Raw genomic sequence first — 22,225 nt, forward strand, 5'->3', positions numbered from 1 at the left:
CGCCCTTAGCTCAGCTGGATAGAGCGTTTGACTACGAATCAAAAGGCCGGGAGTTCGAATCTCTCAGGGCGCGCCATTAATTTCATAAGCCGGTGTGGCGGAATTGGCAGACGCGCGCGACTCAAAATCGTGAGGGAAACCGTGGAGGTTCGAGTCCTCTCACCGGCATGTATTTCGGGATGTAGCTCAGCTTGGTAGAGCACCTGGTTTGGGACCAGGGGGTCGCATGTTCAAATCGTGTCATCCCGATTCAAAAGGAAAGTCGCTGGAAGCAGCGGCTTTTTTTATATTCATATCTTTTTGTATAAATCAGTAATCCTCAGGTCACACTAACACAAAAAGTGGGACGGAAGGGATTACTGTGAAGCGATTAAGTTGGAAAAAACAGATGAAACGGCGCTGGAAACAGTGGAGAAGAACAGTGTGGGCATGTAGCATTTTTGGTGCGGCTTGTTTGCTGGCAGGGTTGGGTATTCTGTTTTCGAATTATTTGCAGGCTATGTTGTCACAGCCACTCGCTACTACCGTCATGGCAGAGGAGAGCATGGAGGAAGCTTCACATCTGAGTCCAACTGAAGATCACTCCTCACAGATGCAATTATTGCAAAGTATTCGTGCTTCCGGTATAAGCAGGAAGACCCGTCTGCTAACCACCTACGTGTGTGGTACGGAAACACTTTCCTTGGGAACGCTAAGTTCACAGCAGCTAGAGACCTTACTGAAGCAACATCCCGATTGGAAGGGACGACTTAATACCAAAGGAGAGGTGTGGCTGGAGCGCAGGGTGGAAGACTTGTCAGAGTCATGCAAAGAGCATGGATACATGGGGTTGAGCACTGACGGGCAGCTTACATTGTATGAAGGGCTACCTAAAAAGGAAAAAGTTATCCGCACTTTTTTTCAATTGGATGTGGGTTCCATGGAGACGGCCTTGCCAGAAGGGGTATATAAACAACTTCAGCAGGGAATACGTGTACAGGATATAAATGAGTATAACAGTGTAATCTCCACTTTTAGTGACTTTGCCCTGGAGCGAACACAAAGGGTATTAAAGCAGCACTATTGATTACAACTATGAGACGTTAGGCATTGCCCATGTGGTGAGGCTTGAAGCGTCTCTTTTTATGTTTTTACTCATGTTTAAATTTTTTCCTCTATTAGATACAAAGTTTTGTTATAATGAAAAGAACGACACATATGTTCGCTTTATTTGGTATTTGGCCATGATTATATTCAGGATAACGCTGGCTTTGGTTAGGTACGCCATGTTTGAGCGATAGGGGAGAGATTTTTTTGCGTTTTTTAGGAATTGATCCGGGTATTGCCATTGTGGGCTTCGGATTTGTAGACAAGATTGGCAGCAAGGTAGTTCCTGTGCAGTATGGCTGTATCCAGACTGAGGCTCATACACCGGAAGAAGAAAGGCTGCTTCATGTGTATGAAGGCATGTTGCAATTAATAGATAAATATAAGCCTGATGCGGTAGCACTGGAAAAGCTCTTTTTTAATCGCAACGTTACAACCGCTATGTCTGTAAGTCAGGCACGTGGGGTGCTGGTACTAGCTGCAAAACAACGTAATTTGCCTATAGGTGAATACACGCCGATGCAGGTAAAGCAGGCTATTGTAGGGTATGGTAAAGCTGAGAAGAAACAGGTACAAGAAATGGTTAGAATGTTCCTAAAGCTTCAAGTTGTGCCCAAACCGGACGATGTAGCGGATGCTTTGGCGGTGGCTATTTGTCATGCGCACTCCTATGGACTAAATTCAAAATTAAATGAGGTATTGCGAAAATGATAGATTTTTTGCGTGGTTCTGTGGCCCAGTTGGAAAATGAATATGTTGTTTTAGATGTGCAGGGTGTAGGGTATAGGGTATTTTGTCCGAATCCTTACGCGTTCGCCAAAACTGAAGGTCCAGTGGTTATTTACATTCACCATCATGTAAGGGAAGATGCTATTTTACTGTTCGGTTTTGCGACCCGTGAGGAGCAGCAGCTTTTCCGTAAACTGATTGATGTATCTGGTATTGGACCGCGTGTTGCGCTTGGTATTTTAGGAGGCGGTACGCCTGCTCATGTGGTAACGGCGATTTATCAGGAGAATATCACATTACTCACCAAGTTACCGGGGATCGGTAAAAAGACGGCACAACGTATGATTCTGGATTTGAAAGACAAGCTGGACGGTATTGGCTCGTTGGGGATGGCAACCGGATTGTTTGCTGAGCCTGTCGTAGAAGAAGGCGAAGGTTCATATTGGGGCGAGGCCCGTGAGGCGCTCAAGGCGCTCGGTTACACTGATGCTGAGTTGGATAAGGTATGGAGCAGAATGAAGAAAGATGCGAAACCTGATGAATCTGCCGATATTTTGATGAAGCGGGCTTTGCAACTGTTGTTTGCCGGATAGGACGATGATGTCTGCTAACAAATGTCTGGTGAAAAGAGGAGCGATGGAACATGGATGACCGGATTATTTCCGCCAATTTGATGATGGAAGACCAGACGGCGGAGCTAAGCCTTCGCCCCCGTTATCTAAATGAATATATCGGGCAAAATCAGGTTAAGGAAAATCTGAAAGTATATATTGAAGCGGCCAAAATGCGTAAAGAAGCGTTGGACCATGTACTGTTGTACGGACCGCCTGGGTTGGGTAAAACAACTCTTGCTAACATTATCGCCAATGAGTTGGGGGTTAATTTGCGTACGACTTCAGGTCCTGCAATTGAAAGACCGGGAGATTTGGCAGCATTGCTGACCAATCTTCAAGAGGGTGATGTTTTGTTCATTGATGAGATTCATCGCCTTCATCGTACGGTGGAAGAAGTTATGTATCCGGCGATGGAGGATTTTGCGCTGGACATTATGATTGGCAAAGGCCCGAGTGCACGTTCGGTCCGTCTGGATTTGCCACCCTTTACCCTTATAGGGGCTACTACGCGCGCTGGGCTGCTCTCTGCGCCATTGCGTGACCGGTTTGGTGTTATTAGTCGATTAGAGTTTTATACGACAGACGAGCTGGCTTACATCGTGTCCAGGAATGCGGATATTATGGAGATTGAGATTGTTGGGGATGCGGCGGAGGAAATCGCATTGCGTTCACGGGGGACCCCGCGTATTGCTAACCGACTGTTAAAAAGGGTGCGTGATTTTGCCCAGGTTGCGGGAGACGGTATTATTCATTCTGAGTTGGCTGCAGAGGCGCTAAAGAGACTTCAAATAGATCCACTCGGGCTGGATGAAATTGATCATAAAATGCTTAAGGCCATGATTCATTCATTCCGGGGCGGGCCTGTAGGATTGGACACCATTGCTGCAACCATTGGTGAGGAGAGTCAGACAATTGAGGATGTGTACGAGCCCTATTTGTTACAAATTGGGCTTTTACAAAGAACACCTCGGGGACGAACAGTGACTCCGGCGGCATATGGCCACCTTGGAATCCCAATGCCAACGGATCCACGGTGAGTAGGAAACATGATGCACTTTTCAAAAAATCATTGCATGGTTACACGCAAGTATGGAGAATACGATATCGGCTGACGGATGATTGAGGGAAGTGAGAGTGTAAGTAAGATTCGAGCGGATTCATATTTCGGTTTATTCCGCCGATGTATTTAAAGGGATAGACAAGGGTCGAGATCTCGATAAATTACGCAATATAAGTGCTAGACAGCTAGATTGGGGGAGCCAGAAATGAGTGGAGAAGCATTTAACCGAAAAAGTATTTTCGGTGCATGGATGGGCCGGGCCAAACGAGCAGCAGCGATTATGGTATTAGCTACAGTGTGCATACCTTGGTCTTCGGGCGTTCACGCTGCTGCCGCCCAAGAGGAAATTCGTGTAGTGATTTTTGCGGATCTAGGTAGCAAATATAAAGCGACAGTCCCCGCTGTAACCTTGAAATCATCAGGAGGTCTGAGTGTTGGACAGAACAGTGGGGGCAGTTTTCAAAGTTGGATGGGACTGCCAGACAGTACGGCTCGTTTTAGTGTAGACAGCTATCGGGTTAAGGTACTTGAAGGAAATGAAGCAGCGGCGATAAAAGCGGCCCAAGCCCTACAAAAGACTAATGATAAACCTACGGTTTTTATCGGTTCAAAAAATGGTAGCTCAGTGTATCAAGTGTACGCGGGAATATATGCTAGTGAGCAGTCTGCGCAGGCTGCTGTACAGCGGATTTCCTCCGCAACCGGAGCGCAGGCCGAGGTTAAGGGAAGCAAGCATTGGTCCACAGGAAGCTACGGAAGCGAGCAGGAAGCTAATCTCGTTCGAACGACAATTGCTGCGGCAGGCTTTGATGCTTTTACTGTAATTCAATCAAGAGGCCAGTATGCTGTATGGGTTGGAGAAGAAAGTAATGACAGCAAGCTGTCGGCTTTGAAAACAGAGCTGGAGAGCAAGCAGCCGAGACTCACGCTGTCTAAAGTTAATGCTACTCAAACCGGCCTCATTATAAGACAGGAAGCAGGAGTCACGACTGGCTCGCAGGTGATGTCTCATTACATGCTAAGTGGTTCTGATCATAGCAAGGTAATTGTCAACGGCGGTAATGATGGAATACAAGTGATGGAAAGATCACAGCGTACATATCGCGGCGAGATGGAGATTGGCATGACGTCAGGCCAGCTGGCGCTTGTGAATGAAGTTCCTTTGGAGCAGTATTTGTATTCCGTGGTAGGAGCAGAGGTCTATTCCTCATGGCCAGATGAAGCGCTCAAGGCTCAAGCGGTAGCGGCTCGTAGCTACGCGCTTGCCCAAGGCAATCGGTTTCAGATCGGCAATGTAGTAGATGGCACGTTAAGCCAGGCTTACAACGGTAAGAGCTCGGAACATGCCAATGTCAATGAGGCTGTAGATGCAACAGCTGGTGAAGTCATTAAAAGTGGCGGCAAAGTGGTCGAAGCTGTATTTTCATCTAATGCGGGCGGTGTGACAGCAGATGCTTCCGAGGTGTGGAACAGTGGTGGCGAAGCCTTTGCCAGCGTAGACAGCTCGGGAGATACTTCGGCGCAAAAAGGAGCACAGGAGTGGTATCATGTACTTCTCTCCAGTGGCAAGACAGGGTATATTCGTGAGGATAATGCTAAGGAACTGGAGGGTGTCACAGAAGCGGGGTTAGACAAAATCACCGTCACTGCGGAAAATACAAATGTGCGTCCTATTCCCCAAATTCAACCGACGGTTACACCAATAGCTAAGGCGCAGCCGGGCGAAGAGATCATTGTATTAGAAAAGGTGCCTCAGTCCGGAGACTATGCATGGGTGCGTGGGCCCTTTACGTCAGCTCAGCTTGCTAAATCCCTGCAAGGGAAAGTAACGGGCACAGTGCCTTCCTCTATTAATCACCTCGATGTCACCAAACGTGGTCCATCAGGGCGAGTGTTGGAGGTTGAAGCGAACGGAACCCCTTTGAAAGTGAAATATCCGGATATGTTTCGCTCAGCAATGGGCGGACTCCCGAGCACACTGTTTGATATTGCGAGTACCGGAAGTTATACTGTATTAGGCGCTGATGGGGCTACTTCTCATGTAAGTGGTACACAAGGCACTCAAATCCTGTCCGCATCTGGCAGCAGTACTTCAAGTGGTAACGGGGTGATCGTCATGAATGAAGATCGTCATGCACGAGTCATTGACAAAACACAAAGCTTTATTTTTACAGGTAAAGGAAATGGTCATGGTTTGGGCTTATCCCAATGGGGTGCCAACGGTTTGGCCGAGCAGGGGTATGATTACAAGAAAATTTTGCAACACTATTACAAAAATGTGGATATAGTTAAGGACTGACCAATATATGAATGTAAACGACTACGATTTTGAACTGCCTGAAACATTAATTGCACAGACACCTTTGCTTGATCGGAGCGCTTCCAGATTACTGACGTTAAACAAAAATAACGGTGAAGTGGGTCATCATACGTTTTCGGATATTGTGCAGTATCTCCAACCAGGGGATACGCTGGTATTAAACGATACGAGAGTGATTCCTGCACGCTTGTTTGGCATCAAGGAAGACACGGGAGCTAAGGCTGAGGTTTTGTTGCTTAAGCAACTGCAAGGGGACCGATGGGAAGCATTGGTGAAACCCGGTAAAAAGCTAAAAAAGGGTGCTGTTATTGTTTTCGGTGATGAGCTGAAAGCAGTAATTGAGGAAGAAGGAGATATGGGCGGAAGGGTGCTTTCATTTTCATATGACGGTATTTTTCAGGAGATCTTGGACCGTCTGGGGCAGATGCCGCTTCCGCCGTATATCAAGGAACAACTGGATGACCGCGAGCGTTATCAGACCGTTTATGCTCGACATGAAGGTTCGGCTGCGGCTCCAACGGCAGGGCTGCATTTTACAGAAGAATTGCTGGACCAGATTAAAAAGAAGGGCGTTACCGTTGCCTTTATCACACTTCATGTTGGCTTAGGGACGTTCAGACCGATGTCTGTGGATACGATTGAAGAGCATGTCATGCACGAAGAGTATTATTCATTATCACAGGAAACGGCAGATGTACTTAATGCAACCAAGGTGCGCGGTGGGAGAATCGTGGCAGTGGGAACAACCAGTTGTCGAACGCTGGAGACGGTGGGCAATACATTCGCAGATGGAGTGCTGCAGGCCAGCAGTGGCTGGACACAGATTTTTATTTATCCAGGCTACGAATTCCGTGTGGTGGATGCGATGATTACGAATTTCCATTTGCCTAAATCCACCTTGGTTATGCTGGTCAGCGCACTGGCAGGCAGGGAGAATATTATGCATGCTTACCAGGAGGCGATTGACCGACAATATCGGTTCTTCAGCTTCGGGGACGCAATGTTCATTTATTAATTAAGGATGGTAGAGAAAATATGGCACCAGCAATAAGATACGAACATATTAAAACCTGCAAGCAATCGGGAGCTCGTCTCGGGCGTGTACACACACCTCACGGAGTTATTGAGACACCAACCTTTATGCCGGTGGGAACTCAAGCGACTGTTAAAACGATGAGTCCTGAGGAACTGAAAGCGATGGATGCTCAAATTATTTTGAGTAACACGTACCATTTGTTTCTTCGTCCCGGCCACGATATTATTCGTGAAGCGGGCGGACTGCACAAGTTTATGAATTGGGATCGCCCTATTTTAACAGACAGCGGCGGATTCCAGGTGTTTTCTTTAAGTGAAATGCGTAAAATTTCAGAGGAGGGTGTTCATTTCCGCTCTCATTTAAATGGAGATAAGAAGTTTCTTTCACCAGAAGTGGCGATGGAAATTCAAAACTCGCTTGGCTCAGATATTATGATGGCCTTCGATGAATGCCCGCCGTTTCCGGCTGAATATGAGTATGTGAAAAAGTCACTGGAACGAACCAGCCGTTGGGCTGAGCGTTGTCTAGAGGCACACGCGCGTCCTCATGATCAAGGTCTGTTTGCCATTGTTCAGGGAGGCATGCATGAAGATCTGCGCAAGCAAAGCGCTGCGGATTTGACTTCCATGGATTTCCCGGGGTATGCTATTGGTGGACTGAGCGTAGGTGAACCGAAACATTTGATGTATGAAGTGCTCGATTATACGGTTCCGCTGCTTCCCACCAACAAGCCACGTTATTTGATGGGCGTGGGTTCGCCTGATGCTTTGATTGAAGGCTCTATCCGTGGTGTGGATATGTTCGATTGTGTACTTCCAACCCGAATTGCTCGCAACGGGACAACGATGACCAGCCAAGGCCGTCTTGTCGTTCGCAATGCCCAATATGCAAGTGATTTTGGCCCGCTCGATCCTGCTTGTGATTGTTATACCTGTCGCAATTATTCACGTGCTTACTTGCGACATTTGATTAAAGCGGATGAAACCTTCGGGCTCCGACTGACAACGTATCATAACTTGCATTTCTTAATACAATTGATGCGTAGTGTCAGACAAGCGATTATGGATGACAGGCTGCTTGATTTCCGAGATGAATTTTTTGAGCAGTACGGTCTTCATGATAATGATAAAGGCTTTTAAGTTTTAGGGAGAGTATACGAAAGGGGGATTTAACATGTTTCATTTTGCTACAGCCGCTACTGCACCCGGTGGAACCGGCGGACTTTTCCAAATGATCTGGCCACTGGCTCTGATGTTTGTAATCTTCTATTTCTTGCTGATTCGCCCGAATCAGAAAAAACAAAAGCAGCGTCAAACGATGCTTCAAGCTTTGAAAAAGGGAGATAAAGTAATAACAATCGGAGGCCTTCACGGTACAATTATGGAGATTACGGATGATGTAGTAGTTTTGCGTGTGAATGATGTCACGAAGCTGACCTTTGACCGCAGTGCAATCAGCAACGCGATTGCAAAAGACACGGCATCTGAGGAAGTTGTTTCCAAATCGTAAAATGCTGGTGACCGTTATGCAAAAACCGAGCCTTTAAGGAGGCTCGGTTTTTTTGTGTTGTTTTATTACATGGATACAAACAATTTGATTACTTGTTGAGATTAATGCCAAACATCCCACCACCTGCGCCTATGACAAACGCGAAACCTAAGTGTAACAGGTCCTTGCCGTTCATGCCCGCATCCAATGCCAGAAAACCGACCAGAAGAACGATTAGCCCATACAGGATACCTGTAATACCGCCTTGATACCAGCCTTTGTTTGTGGATCTTTTACCGGCGACGAAGCCGCCAGATAGCATGGCGAATGCATGGACGATGTACGTATACAATGATAAGTCCTGTTCCTGCATCTGTGTCAGCCACAAGAGTAATGAAAGAATCAATGCGCCAAGCAGCATCCATGCAAAAGCATAAAATAAACCGGATAAAATGGGATGGGCCAGACGAAACGAACACCAGCGGCGAATGAGCTCCATTGATAATTCCTCCTGTACCAAGGTTTGAACTATTATCATTCTATGGCCAAGCCTCCCGGCTTAGTACCAAGTCGCAAGCAGTCTTTCTCTTTATTTCAATAATTTAGCCTTTTGTTTTTTGTATGAGCCAAGTGAGGAACGGTCAGAATACGTGTACAATGAACGACTCATGTCTTATTGCAAGTACAGGGGAGGAGGCGAACATATTGAGTCACGATATTTTTGCTCATATTTTTCGGACGCTGCTCATGTATTTTATTGTATATCTGGTGATGCGCTTGATGGGTAAAAGGGAGATCGGCAAATTGTCTGTTTTCGATCTCGTCATATCCATTATGATTGCAGAAATTGCTGTATTCAGCTTGGAGGATATAAAACGTCCACTTTATGAAGGGTTGATTCCTTTAGGAGTGCTGTTAATTTTGCAAATAGGTATTTCATTTTTCAGTCTGAAAAGTCGGCGACTGCGCTTACTATTTGATGGTAGGCCCAGTGTATTGTACTCTAATGGACAATTAAACAAGGATGAAATGGTAAAACAACGTTATAATTTAGATGACTTGCTGTTACAACTTCGCGAACAAAATATAGAAAGTCTGGACGAAGTTGAATATGTTATTTTGGAAACGACAGGTAAGCTAACGGTTATAGGTAAGGATGATAATGATGGAGTGGAACACGAAAAAATGAAGCAGGAATTAAACGGAACAGATTTGACAAATAAAGAGCAACAGGTGAATAAAGTCCATCCTTCTCCACAAATCGGTGGAAAGTTTAGATATGAGGGACTGCCTATTCCATTAATCATGGATGGCAAAGTGCTGGATAGAAATTTGGAACGGATGGATATGAACCGTTTTTGGCTTAAGAATCAAATTCAAGCGAAGGGACACAAAGATTTTAAGGATGTTTTTTTATGCTCGGTTAACCATAGAGGTGATGTGTACATTACACCACCGGCCTATGGAAAATCTTCAGATTAGGTTTATTATGCTTTAAACCATCTTCTCAGGATTGGAATGCGTGTAAGGTTGTCCCAATCAATCATTTTGATCAAGGTCATTAGGAAAAGGTACAGTATAATTCCCAATCCTGCGGCAAAAATAAACTGAAGCCACATTTGGTTGAACATCGTTAGATGTCTGTAGGTATATAATACTGCTGCTGCCATGATGATCATGCCTATCCCGGTCTTCCAGAAATCGAGCAAACGTACGCGGAAGCGAAGCAGTCTGCTGACACTGAATCCGTGAAGGAGAGTAACAATGGCACTGTTAATACAAATGGCGATGACAGCTCCATAGATACCATACTGAGGTTGGGAAGCAAGCCAGACGATCAGTACAATTTTGATAACGGCTCCGATAAAGGTATTTAATAAGGCACTTCCAGGACGGTCTAATGCCTGAAGTGCTGCCTGAAGCGGGGCCTGAATGTACATAAAAAGAGCAAAAGGTGCCATGAGCTTAAGCATGCCTGAAATATCGCCATTATTGTAGAGTAGCAGACACAAAGGTTCTGCCAATACATACATGATAACGGCAAATGGGGCTCCTGCAACCAAAGCGAGCCGAAGCGATTGATGTAGACGTTTGTGAATGGCTGTAATATGCCCCTTAGCTGCTGCTTCGGATAACGAAGGAACGAGTGAAACTGCTAGCGAACTGGTTAGAACCCCAGGTAGTAATAACACAGGAATGACCATGCCCTGCATGGCTCCATATTGTGCGGTTGCCACGCCAGTTGCGATGCCAGCTACGGCAAGGCTGCGCATGCACAAGATAGATTCGAGCAAATAGGATAAGGAACCGACAAGCCTTCCAGCAGTAACGGGAACGGATATAGACATAAGACGTGACAAAACGGATGATTGCTCGGGATGAACTTCAGAGGAGGGGACAGGCGACTTTGGCTGAAGGATGCGATCTTTTCGCTGGTTACACACGTATTGCCATAGCAGTACAATCATGCCAATGAATTCGCCCGCCAGAGCACCGAGCATGGCACCTGCAGCAGCGTAGTCTACCCCATGGGGAAGTAACAAGTAAGCAAACCAAATGACGCAAAAAATGCGTATAACGGTCTCCGCAATGGAGGAGCTGGCGGAAGGGATCATATTTTGCTTTCCCTGAAAATAGCCCCTATAAGCTGAAGAAACAGCTACAATGACAATCATTGGGCTCATGCTCACAAATGTATAATACACGCGACTGTCGGTCAGGAGATGGCTTGTGATCCAAGGCGCGAACACAAGACAGAGCACCATGGCGATCAGACTGAGTGTAATGGTGAAGCGCAGGCTGGTGTGCAAAATACGCCGCGATATTTCGGGCTGTCCAGCCGTTTCAGCTTCGGCTACAAGCTTGGCTACCGCAAGAGGAATCCCCCCTGTAATAAGCGTCACCAGAACGATAAAAAAGGGATACCCCTGTTGGTACAAGCCAACTCCTTCGGGGCCGATGATACGCGGGAGTGCGATTCGGGGAATAAAACCAAGTATCCGGTTAATAATTCCCGCTGCCAATAAAATGATTGCTCCATGGATGAAAGTCTGCTTTTTCAATCGCAACTCCCTCTTCCCCAAAATGTAATTCTGCGTCTATGCATTACTTTAGAAGATATGCTGGACCTGTCCATGTTCATGACAAGCTTTTCCGTTCAGAAACAAAGTGATTTAGACAACAAGAGGGGGGAGTGGTGAATTCTGCTATTGACGAGCGAAATGAATGCATATATTGTTGATTTAAGGCTATTTTCAACGAAAAGAAGGGTTTTCCAGGATCAGGACAGAAATGTTCTACAAAGCAGTCAATAACCCCGCTAATTGCTGATCTGCGGAACCGGTAGTCGCTGGGAGGAGGAACGGCCATCGTGGGTATGGAAGAGCTGGATGAGCAGGATTGGGATGACGCAATTGAGATGCTCTGTCAAAGTAAGGCGGACGAGTTGATTCTCGTAGGCTATGAGCATGTCACAAGTAAGGACGTGTGGAATTGCGTCAGCCATAAATATGAAAAGGAGGGTATTCCTCCGCTGCACAAGCTCGTTAATGATATACTTTCCCTTAAAGCGACGAGCTTTATGAACTATTTGACGATGTCCGCATTACGGGGCTCCACTTTCGAATAGAAGGGGGTCTTTTTTTTGCGTTCAAATTGACTGCTTTTTGAGGGGTAGCTATAATAGGAATATTGAGAATGAAAGGGGAACATGGGACGGAATGAAGAGAATTCTAAGTTTCATCGTGGTCGTGCTCATAACTACTGGTGTTATGATCGGGACAAGCCCGGGCCTACTGAACAGTTTAAAATTAGGCCTCGATTTAAAGGGAGGCTTTGAAATTTTATATGAAGCCCAGCCTTTGGAAGCCGGGCAGAGTGTAACCAGCCAGTCTCTTATACAAACAGCTCAAAGTCTGGAGAGACGGATAAACGCGCTTGGTACAACTGAGCCGGAAGTAACAACGGAGGGTATCAACCGTATTCGTGTGCGGCTTGCTGGTGTATCTAATGAAGCAGAAGTCCGCTCTATGCTCAAAAAGCCTGCCGAGTTGACCTTCCGCAGTGCAACGGCAGCGGATGCTAAAAAGCCAGGCCAATACAGCAAAATTGAGCTCCGCGGTAATGATTTTGTGGAGAATGGCGCTGTTGTCGGCTATGATCAGCTGAACCAACCTGAGATTAGTATCAAAGTGAAGGATAAAGCTAAATTTGCAGAAATCACAAAGCGACTTCTGAATAAAGAATTGGCTATTTTCCTCGATCAGGAATTGCTGTCTGCACCTACAGTACGTGGGGAATTAACGGACGGTAGCGCGTCAATCACAGGTAGTTACACTCGTGATGAAGCGAATAAACTGGCCGATACGATTAATCTGGGTGCCCTTCCGCTCAAACTGACGGAAAAATATTCTCAGAGTGTAGGTGCTACGCTGGGCCAATTGTCACTAGATCAGACGATTCGTGCTGGGTTGATCGGCTCGATCATTATTCTGGTATTTATGATTGCGATGTTCCGTGTACCGGGATTAGTCGCTAGTTTCTGTCTCATCGTTCATACCTGGGTGGTGCTTGCCATCTTTTATTTGGGTGGATTCGTGCTTACGCTTCCGGGTATTGCAGCCTTCGTGCTCGGGATTGGGATGGCGGTAGATGCAAATATCATTACGTATGAACGGATTAAAGAAGAAATCAAGTCAGGCAAAACGATTCGTTCTTCTGTCATTGCAGGTAGTAAGGCTTCTTTCCGTACCGTTATGGATGCCAATGTTACGACAATTATAGCGGCAGCGGTTATGTTTGGTCTGGGAACAGGCTCCGTTCGAGGATTCGCTTTGGTGCTCATCGTTGATATTGTCACCAGTATTTTGACGAATATCTTCTTCTCCCGCTTCTTACTCAATCTGCTGGTTAAAGCGGATGTTGTGAAGAAGGCCAAGTATTTTGGTGTGAAGGAGAGTGATATCAGTGCGCTTTAATTGGAACTTGAAATATATTAAGATGAGCAAGTGGTTTTACACGTTCTCGATTATTATCACACTGCTTGGTATTCTGAGCTTATCGATATTTGGTCTGAATTACGGGGTAGATTTCCGTTCCGGTTCCAATGTGGATGTCAATCTGACTAAAGTAGTTACACAAGAACAGATCCAGACTTTGCTGAACAAGCAGGGGATCGGCAAAGAGGTCGATTATACGCAGGGTAAAGAACGCTTCGGTATTCGCTTCTCGCAGGTTTTGACGGATCAGCAAGTGAATAACTTTAAGACTTCTTTTAATAAAGAGCTGGATCCGAAGGCCTCCTTTGAGGTCAATACAGTGGATACGGAAATGGCGCAAGAACTAGAACGAAATGCGTTATGGGCGATTTTATTGGCTTCTGTGGCTATCGCTATTTATATCTCAATCCGTTTTGAATGGCGGTTTGCCGTTGCAGCAATTGTTTCGTTGTTGCATGATGCCTTCCTCGTCATCAGTATTTTCTCGATTTTCCGGCTTGAGGTGGATTTGACCTTTATTACGGCAATTCTGACGATTGTCGGTTTCTCCATTAATGACACTGTCGTTATTTTTGACCGTATACGGGAAAATCTACGATTTGCGAAGAAGAAGTCTAGGGACGACTTAGAGCAGGTAGTTGATCACAGTATTGCCCAGACAATGACTCGTTCACTTGCAACCGTGTTTACGGTATTTATTGCCTCCTTATGTTTGTTCATATTTGGCGGCGAATCGATCCGTATGTTCTCACTTGCGATGGTCATTGGTTTGTTGTTTGGTGCTTATTCCTCCATTTTCATTGCCAGTCCGCTGTGGGTAGCTTTGAAAGGAAAACAAAAATCTCCGACAGCTGGCGGGGGCGCGGCCAAAACTGCAAAGTCTTAAGTTACGTAAATACCAGTAGTATAAATTAAAGAGAAAGCCGCGTCTGCCTGGGCGCGGTTTTCTAAGGTTTTGAGATTTACCTTAAGTAAGGCACAATAGTGGAAACTTAATGTGAATGGTTTTTGGTTTTAGAAATTCGGTTATTTTAGAATGGAGCTTTATTGGGAAAAGGTTAGTTCAGGATTGAGGGGGAAACGTTGTGAATAGCGAACGCAGCCGATCATTGGAAACTGCGGCGTTGAGCGGGATTGTAGGTAATCTCGCGCTGGCTGTTCTAAAGGGAACCGTCGGTTATGCGGCAAACAGCAAGGCGTTGTTGGGGGATGCACTGCACACGGCTGCGGATAGTGCTTCCCGTTTGCAGGAGCTTCTGTTTTCCAAGGGTGCTACAGGGCACGGAATGCTGGCCCGGTTGCGGAACGGTGAAAAAGTTAGGACGATCATATCTGTAGTGCTGGCTATTTTAGTGCTGATGAGTGGTCTTCAGCTAGCTATCTCGGCGGTTCGTTCATTAAGCAGTTCGGAACCGCAGGCTCCCAGTCTGTATGCATTAACTACCGTATTTATTGCGTTGGTGTTGAGAGAGGCGTTATTTCAGTTTCAATATCGCTATTCGATTAAACATGGTCATAAAGCGGAAGCAGATCGGTACGCTAACCATGAACGTTACTCGCTGTATGCATCGTTGATTGCATTGATCGGCATGATCGGTGCAATGACTGGCGAAGCAATGGAATGGCCTGCATTATTATATCTTGATCCAACCGCAGCTTTGCTGGTAGCCTGTCTGGTGCTTCGCAAAGGATATTTGATGGTAATGAATACCGCTTACCAGGTTCCTGCACAGCCCTTGCAGGAGGAAGACTCCCGCCGCTTTATGGAGACGATTCAACGGGTGTATGGTATTGTAACGGTTGAGCACTTACATGCCCAGGAAACAGGCCATTTCATAACAGTGGATGTAACGATAAGTGTGAACCCGCGGATTACGGTACAGGAAGCGCAGGAAATCGCCGATCGAGCCAAAAATCTACTGTTAGCCCGTTTTCCACAGGTGACCCATGTACAAATGCAGTTCATTCCTTATCAAGCCGGGTATCCTTACAAATCCAATCATGAACTGCCAGATAATGATGTGTCGTCGTTGCTTCAATAGAGCAGGATGACTATGAAAGAAAGGTGAACAGGATTGCTTCATTCGCAGTACAGATGGAAGACCCCAGAGGCTAACCTAGAAGCGGCTCAGCTGTTGACAGAAGAGCTGGGGATTTCACCATTGTTGTCCCGGCTTTTAGTGAACCGGGGCGTCACTACCGCCGGGGAAGCAAACCGCTTTTTGTACGGAAGTGTGGACGATGTACACGACCCTTTTTTGCTTCTTGGTATGAAAGAGGCTGTACCGAGAATTCGCCAGGCTCTGGAACGTGGCGAGCATATATTAATCTATGGCGATTATGATGCGGACGGCGTGTCCAGTACATCATTGATGATTCAGCTCATGCGTTTTCTCAAGGCTTCTTATGATATTTATATTCCCCATCGTTCTAATGAGGGATATGGTCTGCATAACCATGCTCTTGATTGGGCTCATCAGCAGGGAGTTACGCTGGTCATTACGGTAGATACGGGAATTAGTGCAGTAGAGCAAATTGCTTATGCAACTTCCTTGGGGATAGATGTTATAGTGACGGATCATCATGAGCCGCCTGCTGTACTTCCCGAGGCATATACTTTGATTAATCCGAAGCTACCCGGTTGCCCATACCCATTTAAAGGTCTTGCAGGTGTTGGTGTTGCCCTGAAGCTCGCTCAGGCGCTGTTGGGTGAGGTGCCAGAGGAATGGTTTGAAATCGCCGCTATCGGCACGGTAGCCGATCTGATGCCACTACATGGTGAAAATCGGACGATGGTACGCAGAGGGATTCAATCCATGAGAAACTCTGCATTTCCGGGTATCCGTGCGTTGCTCCATGTAGCGGGCGTGGATATATCTACAGTGTCTTCAGTCAATATCGCATTTGCATTGGCTCCGCGGATTAATGCCAGCGGGCGCCTGGATCATGCGGGACGAGCAGTTTCTCTGCTGACGACAGAAAAAGAGGAAGAAGCAGACCAACTTGCGCATGCGCTGGATCTGCTCAATCGTGAGCGTCAACAGGTGGTCGAACGTATTGTGGAGCAAGCCGAGCAACAATTGGCCTCCAAACTGAATGGAGGCAAGCTACCGTCAGTTATTGTGTTGGCTGGTGAAGGCTGGAATGTCGGCGTTGTCGGAATTGTGGCATCCAAGCTATTGGATCGCTATTATCGACCGACCATTATTCTTGGTATAGATGCTGAGACAGGCACGTGCAAAGGTTCTGCCCGGTCTATTCCTGCATTGGATATCTACAGTGCTCTTACGGACAGCCATGAGCTTATGGAGCATTTTGGTGGTCATCCTTCGGCTGCGGGTATGACGCTGTCCCGTGACAATCTGAAATTGTTTGAAGAGCAGCTGAACCGCTATGCGGGTTCCATTCTGACACCAGAAGATCTCATTCCTGTAGCTGAGGCCGATATGGTCTGTCGTCTGGACGAGGTGTCTTTACAAGTGGTTGAAGAACTGGAGTTGCTTCAGCCTTTTGGTATGGGGAATCCTTCTCCACGATTCGTATTACAGGGTCTGCAATTGCGCGAGGCTCGTAAAATGGGACGTGAGAAAAATCATGTGAAGCTCCTGCTGGAGCAGAACGGTTTATCGCTGGACGCGATTGCCTTCCGTCGTGGCGAATTGGCTGATTTTTTACAGCAACAAACAGAGATAGATCTGCTGGGTGAATTGTCAATTAACGAATGGAACGGTAAACGGTCTCTTCAGCTAATGATGCAGGACATTCGAGTGCAGGCGCCACAAATTTTTGATTATCGTGGAGTGTCGGACCCTTTTGCCGAATTAGAGCGGGGACTGAAGATTTTTCATCCACGTATTGAGGAAAGAAAGAAAGACGTTGCGGTGTTGATTCATCCGTCATCCAGGCTTCGTCCATCGAGCTCCGTGGACGCTGAATCCTTATGGTTATACGATAAAGACGGTAGCGTTATTCCCAGTGATGGTCAAAGAGATGCACAGCACTCTGTAAAGTCGCTGTTCGTACTGGAGCCGCCGGATACACCGGTTCAGTTTCAGGCATTATGGTCTACCTTTGAGAATGTAGAGAACGTATTTCTCCTTCATTCGGTCAGTGAGCGTGGCGGTCGACTCGTAAGCCCTGACAGAGAGCTGTTCAAGCGCATTTACGTTGTGCTTTCTCGAATGGGGACACAGCCTATTGATGAAAAAGCAATGCTGCCTGCTCTTAGCCGACAGTGTTCCTGTTCAGTACGCATGTTATCCAAAGTATTGGACATCTTCGAAGAGCTTGAGTTTATGACGCGTACAGATGGTCAATTCCGTTTTGTATCCAATCCGCCTAAGCGGGATTTAACCGCTTCTCCACGCTATCAGGAATTGTATAATATGGCTGAAATGGAGAAGTATTTGCTGGATGCGGACACTACCCAGATGACGAGCTGGATTATGTCGCTTATGAAGGGTGCGTCTTGAGATACTATTTCGCAATTTATGTTGTAAAATGTATATACTAATTTGAAGTTACAGTAGGAGGAACTAAGTTGGATTACAAAGAATATATTCGGGTGATTTCCGATTTTCCACAACCAGGGATTAGTTTTAAGGACATTACGACCCTGATGAAAAATGGTGAACTGTACCGCAAGGCTATCAACGATATGAAGGAACTGGTATCGGATTTGAAAATTGATTTGATTGCAGGGCCAGAAGCACGTGGGTTCGTTGTTGGTGCTCCTTTGGCTTATGCGCTTGGTGTTGGTTTTATTCCCATCCGTAAAAGTGGCAAGCTCCCTGGGGAAACCATTGAGGAAGCATACGGTTTGGAGTATGGTAAAGATACACTGGCGATGCATAAGGATGCTATAGAGCCAGGCCAAAATGTTCTGATTGCTGATGACCTGCTTGCTACAGGTGGAACTATTGCTACATCCGTGAACTTGGTACGCCAGCTTGGTGGCAATGTGGCAGGGGCTGCTTTTCTTATCGAGCTGTCTGATCTAAACGGTCGGGCGAAACTGCCTGATGTAGATGTATTCACTCTGATTACGTATTAAGTATTTCGAAACCGGGTTTCCCGGGAAATAATTATGAACGGATCACCTAAATAGTCCGATGGAACATCTCTTTATCTAAAGAGTTGCTCCATCGGACTATTTTGTTTAAGCAGTGTTTTAGGTGTGACTTTGTTTGATTGGTTCAAATTACCACTCTTTTTATTGGAAATGGTTATAAAAAATATAGAATAAATGTCGATAAACAATTAAAAAGGAGCAGAGGTGGTCATAATTGGTTTATTTCGATTTAGGAGTTTACGAGCACGGACATTTTCTACCTTGATTCCGCTTGTACTTATAACGCTGATTTTAATCAGCTTTTTGTCTTATTTTTTTGCCAAGCAGAAGCTGGATACGGAAATAAGCCAAAATGCTGCTCATTCCTTGTCGAGGGTTAAAGCGGATATTGCAGCTAACGTAGATCGTCATGCTTTACTTGTTTCGATGCTGACTAAGAGTGCGGAACAACTGGGAGCAGGAATGAACATTGAGGGTTATGGACGTTTTTTTGAACAAGAGCTGGCATTAAATGATATGACCTATGGGTTAGGGATATATTTTGCTAATGCTGCGTATGATCCAGGAGTGACATACCGTTCCATATATGTGCATAGAGATAGCGAGATATTCAAGCAATCGACTGAATATGATGATCCACAATATGACTATTTAACGCAACCTTGGTATACAGAAGCCATTGAACGTGGAAAAGATATAAATTTTACGGAGCCTTTTTACGATAGCAGACTGAAAATCAATATGATTACTGCTGGGAAAGCATTTTATGACAGGGAAGGGAAGCTGTTAGGTGTCATTACTGGCGACTTGAACATGACAAACATTCAAACGTTTATTGAAAAAATGAAGTTTGGTGCTAACGGTAGTGCGATCTTGATGGATAAGAATGGAGCCATTTTGTCATCCGGTCTTCCGTCCTTAAAAGCAGGCGAGCCGTTAACAACAACGATGAATGCGGAAGCAGCACAATCTATTCAAAGTGGTACGTCCGGACAACTATCCATACCCATTGATAGTGAGGACTACCGGATAATGTACGAAACACTCCCACAAACCGGATGGAAAATCGGCGTATTACTGCCAGAATCCGATTTGAACCGCTCTGCGAACGAAATGCTTAAACTTCTTCTTATTGTTAGTGTTATAGGTATCTTGCTAATTATGGGAGCGTTATTACTTAACAATTCAGGTATGATCAAAGAGATTAAAAAAATTATGCAGATAACCAATCGTATGGCTCTTGGAGATTATAGCGTTGAACTAACACATCAACGTAAGGATGAATTTGGCCAAATGGCTGACGGGATCAATAAGGTAATTGCGGCAACCAGAGGAATGGCATCACGTTTAAGCGAAGAGTCAGATGTTATCTCAGGCGTATCTATAAAAATTTCGCAAGAGATTTCTGGGGCGACTAAAGATGCACAGCACAATGCAGGAGAACTAACTAAGGTGAAGGAAGGGGCCGAGCTTCAGTTGGCCGCAGCAGCAGAGAGTGCGACTGCAATGGAGGAGATGGCTGTTGGAATACAGCGTATTGCTGAATCTATACAGCATGTATCCGAGGCTACCACTGAGATTGAACATAAGGCACAACAAGGAAATGAACGGTTGACCGTGGTCAACCAAGGAATGCATAAAGCGAAAATGTCTATGGATGAGGCAGGCAGGGTAGTAAGCTCATTGAATGAGCGGTCCGCCCAAATTGGCAGCATAATTGGAATGATTCAGGAAATTAGTGGGCAGACCAAGTTGCTATCACTGAATGCTTCCATTGAAGCCGCACGTGCAGGGGAGCATGGCCGAGGGTTCGCTGTGGTGGCTTCAGAAATCGGCAAGCTGGCTGTAAACGTGAGCGAGTCTGCGGAACAAATTACGAGTCGAATCCGATCCATGCAGGAAGAAACCAAATTAGCTTTGGAAGGAATGCAGCAGGGTGCTCTGGAGATGGATGAAGGAGTATCTATTTTACTTGAGGTGGAAGAACGTTTTATTGCGATGAATCAAGATATTCAGCAGGTGGCGATAGAAGTGCAGGAAGTTTCATCTGCCTCAGAAGAAATGTCGGCAGGTTCAGAGGAAGTTGCAGCCTCTATTGGATATCTTGCAGACATTGCGAAAGCTTCAGCTAAACGTACAGGGCAAGCCGCGGAACGATCCGAACGGCAGCTTAAGGATCTGGAAGGTATGGACAGCTCTGTCAAGACGCTTACAGGTGTTTCTGATACGCTTAATCAGGTCGTATCTCGCTTTCGTGTGTGATATTTTTAGAAAAAAAGGCCGTGCATAAAAAAACGCCGCTCCATGAAATATGGATCTTTACACGCTTGTCTATACAGCCTGAGCGTGTTGATCCATAACTAACATGGAGCGGCGTTTTAAAGTTGAAAAAAAGACATCAATCTGGTGTTTTCTCCGTTAAAGGTTCCTGCGATTTATCGTTGGACCAGCCGAGCACGTCAATCAGCTTAAAGAACAAGCTGAGGATGATGCCGATGATTGTAGCCAATGCCATACCTTTCAAGGTTACAGCGCCCCAAGTGAGCGTAGTACCGCTGATTCCGACAACAAGCACGATGGTCGCAAGCAGCATGTTGGTTGGCTTGGCGAAATCAACCTTTTGCTCAACGAAGATTCTTAGACCGGAGGCAGCGATGACACCGAATAATAGTAAGGATACGCCACCCATAACTGGAGCTGGAATATTAGAAACAATCGCTGAGAACGTGCCTGAGAAGGACAATAGGATGGCAATGACAGCCGCTCCGCCAATGACCCATACAGAGTACACTTTAGTTAATGCCATGACACCAATATTTTCACCATAAGTCGTGTTAGGTGTAGAACCAACAAAACCGGAAATGACGGTGGAAATACCGTTACCTAGCAGAGAGCGATGGAGACCAGGATCTTTGGATAGCTCGCGTCCGACAATGTTGCTAGTCACAAGCAAGTGACCAATATGCTCTACGATGACGACCAGAGCAATAGGAAGAATCGTCAGCATAGCAGAGGTATTAAAAATGGGAGTGGTAATTGCAGGATGTCCAAAAAAAGGAGCGTCTGCAATGGCTTGTGTATTGACCATGCCCATAAAATAAGCAAGTACATAGCCCACTACGATACCAATCAGAATATGAATGATTTTGGCAAACCCGCGAAACAATACCGCACCCAGAACCGTGACCCCGAGTGTAACGAGCGAAAGAGTAATCGTTTTGGGATCTGGAGTCCAGGCCTTAGTAGGATCGGCATTGATAATGCCTGCCATGCCTGCTGCAACCGGAACCAGTTCCAGACCGATTAAGGCTACGATGGAGCCCATAACAGCTGGAGGAAAAACGACGTCCAGCCAACGGGTTCCGGCATATTTGATCACCAGTGCGACGAGGCAGAAAATAATACCTGTAACGATGAAAGCACCGAGGGCCATAGCATAGCCGTTGCCGCCGGGATTGTTTTTAAGCACAAGACTGACGGGAGCGATAAAAGCGAAGCTGGAGCCGAGATAGGCGGGAATTTTGCCGCGGCAGATCCATATGTACAACAATGTGCCAATACCGTTCATTAGCAAAATCATGCCGGGATCGACGCCGAAAATATTCGGCACCAGCACAGTGCTGCCAAACATGGCAAACAAATGCTGTACGCTGAGCAGGAACCCAGGTCCTGCCGGAAGCTTTTCATTAACTTGAATTTCGCGTTGCAACGCAGTTCACTCCTTAGTTCTTTCAATTATTCTTATATACATTAATTACTTTTCGTAATTTTTTCAATATAATTCGTTTCATTTCGTCAACAATCCTGATTTTACTTACCATGTG

At 45.9% G+C, this 22,225-nt stretch carries 19 protein-coding genes and 2 tRNA genes; 18 read left to right on the plus strand and 3 right to left on the minus strand.

The genetic code is table 11. The annotated features are described in order from the left end of the window. The first annotated feature begins 88 nt into the window (after window positions 1–88). The 10 genes from NLX74_RS09965 (at window position 89) to yajC (ending at window position 8,354) form a co-directional block, all read left to right on the plus strand. Window positions 89–168, plus strand: a tRNA-Leu gene (locus NLX74_RS09965). Between the two features lie 7 nt (window positions 169–175). Beyond that, window positions 176–249 (plus strand) — tRNA-Pro (locus tag NLX74_RS09970). 112 nt (window positions 250–361) lie between these two features. After that, the gene (locus tag NLX74_RS09975; RefSeq protein ID WP_254328611.1) at window positions 362–1,066 is read left to right on the plus strand and encodes a BofC C-terminal domain-containing protein; all 705 of its coding nucleotides are present in this window, start codon (window positions 362–364) and stop codon (window positions 1,064–1,066) included. A gap of 227 nt (window positions 1,067–1,293) precedes the next feature. Continuing rightward, the gene (gene ruvC / locus NLX74_RS09980; RefSeq protein WP_013311580.1) at window positions 1,294–1,797 is read left to right on the plus strand and encodes a crossover junction endodeoxyribonuclease RuvC; all 504 of its coding nucleotides are present in this window, start codon (window positions 1,294–1,296) and stop codon (window positions 1,795–1,797) included. Continuing rightward, complete coding sequence (ruvA, locus tag NLX74_RS09985; protein WP_254328612.1) at window positions 1,794–2,408, plus strand: Holliday junction branch migration protein RuvA; 615 nt, start codon at window positions 1,794–1,796, stop codon at window positions 2,406–2,408. Before ruvC ends, ruvA begins: the two co-directional genes overlap by 4 nt. Before the next feature lie 50 nt (window positions 2,409–2,458). Continuing rightward, the gene (gene ruvB, locus NLX74_RS09990; protein WP_023989937.1) at window positions 2,459–3,466 is read left to right on the plus strand and encodes a Holliday junction branch migration DNA helicase RuvB; all 1,008 of its coding nucleotides are present in this window, start codon (window positions 2,459–2,461) and stop codon (window positions 3,464–3,466) included. Window positions 3,467–3,694: 228 nt separating this feature from the next. Further along, on the plus strand, window positions 3,695–5,788 hold the full coding sequence (locus tag NLX74_RS09995) for a SpoIID/LytB domain-containing protein (RefSeq protein ID WP_254328613.1): 2,094 nt from the start codon (window positions 3,695–3,697) through the stop codon (window positions 5,786–5,788). Window positions 5,789–5,795: 7 nt separating this feature from the next. Continuing rightward, the gene (gene queA, locus NLX74_RS10000) at window positions 5,796–6,824 is read left to right on the plus strand and encodes a tRNA preQ1(34) S-adenosylmethionine ribosyltransferase-isomerase QueA (protein ID WP_250266500.1); all 1,029 of its coding nucleotides are present in this window, start codon (window positions 5,796–5,798) and stop codon (window positions 6,822–6,824) included. A gap of 20 nt (window positions 6,825–6,844) precedes the next feature. Next, entirely contained in the window at window positions 6,845–7,984 is a 1,140-nt protein-coding gene (gene tgt, locus NLX74_RS10005) for a tRNA guanosine(34) transglycosylase Tgt (RefSeq protein WP_254328614.1), read from the plus strand. A gap of 34 nt (window positions 7,985–8,018) precedes the next feature. Next, a complete protein-coding gene (yajC, locus tag NLX74_RS10010; protein WP_069290201.1) occupies window positions 8,019–8,354 on the plus strand; it encodes a preprotein translocase subunit YajC in 336 nt (111 codons plus the stop codon). Window positions 8,355–8,442: 88 nt separating this feature from the next. Here the strand turns inward: yajC and NLX74_RS10015 are convergent, their stop codons facing one another. Continuing rightward, window positions 8,443–8,832: a TIGR04086 family membrane protein gene (locus NLX74_RS10015; RefSeq protein ID WP_061829378.1), complete on the minus strand. Its 390-nt coding sequence runs from the start codon at window positions 8,830–8,832 to the stop codon at window positions 8,443–8,445. A 206-nt stretch (window positions 8,833–9,038) separates the two neighbouring features. On the opposite strand from NLX74_RS10015, the gene NLX74_RS10020 reads away from it, so the two are divergent. Continuing rightward, window positions 9,039–9,815, plus strand: a complete 777-nt coding sequence (locus NLX74_RS10020; RefSeq protein ID WP_069290200.1) for a YetF domain-containing protein — start codon at window positions 9,039–9,041, stop codon at window positions 9,813–9,815. Window positions 9,816–9,820: 5 nt separating this feature from the next. On the opposite strand, the gene spoVB is transcribed toward NLX74_RS10020, so the two are convergent. Then, complete coding sequence (gene spoVB, locus NLX74_RS10025) at window positions 9,821–11,395, minus strand: stage V sporulation protein B (RefSeq protein WP_254328615.1); 1,575 nt, start codon at window positions 11,393–11,395, stop codon at window positions 9,821–9,823. A gap of 308 nt (window positions 11,396–11,703) precedes the next feature. On the opposite strand from spoVB, the gene NLX74_RS10030 reads away from it, so the two are divergent. The 7 genes from NLX74_RS10030 to NLX74_RS10060 all read left to right on the plus strand — a co-directional run bounded on the left by NLX74_RS10030 (window position 11,704) and on the right by NLX74_RS10060 (window position 20,663). Further along, window positions 11,704–11,961, plus strand: coding sequence for a post-transcriptional regulator (locus NLX74_RS10030; RefSeq protein WP_013311570.1), 258 nt, complete (start codon window positions 11,704–11,706; stop codon window positions 11,959–11,961). 91 nt (window positions 11,962–12,052) lie between these two features. After that, window positions 12,053–13,309 carry a protein translocase subunit SecD gene (secD, locus tag NLX74_RS10035; protein ID WP_254328616.1) on the plus strand — a complete coding sequence of 419 codons (1,257 nt, stop codon included), beginning with the start codon at window positions 12,053–12,055 and terminating at the stop codon, window positions 13,307–13,309. After that, the gene (secF, locus tag NLX74_RS10040) at window positions 13,299–14,216 is read left to right on the plus strand and encodes a protein translocase subunit SecF (protein WP_254328617.1); all 918 of its coding nucleotides are present in this window, start codon (window positions 13,299–13,301) and stop codon (window positions 14,214–14,216) included. The genes secD and secF overlap by 11 nt, the downstream gene beginning before the upstream one ends. A 199-nt stretch (window positions 14,217–14,415) precedes the next feature. Continuing rightward, window positions 14,416–15,372: a cation diffusion facilitator family transporter gene (locus NLX74_RS10045; RefSeq protein ID WP_235308636.1), complete on the plus strand. Its 957-nt coding sequence runs from the start codon at window positions 14,416–14,418 to the stop codon at window positions 15,370–15,372. 33 nt (window positions 15,373–15,405) lie between these two features. After that, window positions 15,406–17,802 (plus strand): single-stranded-DNA-specific exonuclease RecJ, encoded by a 2,397-nt coding sequence (gene recJ, locus NLX74_RS10050; RefSeq protein WP_254328618.1) that lies wholly within the window; start codon window positions 15,406–15,408, stop codon window positions 17,800–17,802. Between the two features lie 68 nt (window positions 17,803–17,870). Further along, window positions 17,871–18,383 (plus strand): adenine phosphoribosyltransferase, encoded by a 513-nt coding sequence (locus tag NLX74_RS10055; protein WP_023989926.1) that lies wholly within the window; start codon window positions 17,871–17,873, stop codon window positions 18,381–18,383. A 222-nt stretch (window positions 18,384–18,605) separates the two neighbouring features. Beyond that, window positions 18,606–20,663, plus strand: coding sequence for a methyl-accepting chemotaxis protein (locus tag NLX74_RS10060; RefSeq protein ID WP_254328619.1), 2,058 nt, complete (start codon window positions 18,606–18,608; stop codon window positions 20,661–20,663). A gap of 136 nt (window positions 20,664–20,799) precedes the next feature. Here the strand turns inward: NLX74_RS10060 and uraA are convergent, their stop codons facing one another. Beyond that, window positions 20,800–22,110 carry a uracil permease gene (uraA, locus tag NLX74_RS10065; RefSeq protein ID WP_254328620.1) on the minus strand — a complete coding sequence of 437 codons (1,311 nt, stop codon included), beginning with the start codon at window positions 22,108–22,110 and terminating at the stop codon, window positions 20,800–20,802. Window positions 22,111–22,225 lie beyond the last annotated feature (115 nt).

The sequence above is a fragment of the Paenibacillus sp. MZ03-122A genome, assembly GCF_024213325.1.
GTDB lineage: Bacteria > Bacillota > Bacilli > Paenibacillales > Paenibacillaceae > Paenibacillus > Paenibacillus polymyxa_B.

What these genes read in the sequence shown, in the direction of transcription:
- NLX74_RS10015 (WP_061829378.1), bottom strand. Translation starts at nt 8,832, where the DNA reads ATGGAGCTCATTCGCCGCTGGTGTTCGTTTCGTCTGGCCCATCCCATT.
- ruvB (WP_023989937.1), top strand. Translation starts at nt 2,459, where the DNA reads ATGGATGACCGGATTATTTCCGCCAATTTGATGATGGAAGACCAGACG.
- tgt (WP_254328614.1), top strand. Translation starts at nt 6,845, where the DNA reads ATGGCACCAGCAATAAGATACGAACATATTAAAACCTGCAAGCAATCG.
- ruvA (WP_254328612.1), top strand. Translation starts at nt 1,794, where the DNA reads ATGATAGATTTTTTGCGTGGTTCTGTGGCCCAGTTGGAAAATGAATAT.
- NLX74_RS09995 (WP_254328613.1), top strand. Translation starts at nt 3,695, where the DNA reads ATGAGTGGAGAAGCATTTAACCGAAAAAGTATTTTCGGTGCATGGATG.
- queA (WP_250266500.1), top strand. Translation starts at nt 5,796, where the DNA reads ATGAATGTAAACGACTACGATTTTGAACTGCCTGAAACATTAATTGCA.
- secD (WP_254328616.1), top strand. Translation starts at nt 12,053, where the DNA reads ATGAAGAGAATTCTAAGTTTCATCGTGGTCGTGCTCATAACTACTGGT.
- yajC (WP_069290201.1), top strand. Translation starts at nt 8,019, where the DNA reads ATGTTTCATTTTGCTACAGCCGCTACTGCACCCGGTGGAACCGGCGGA.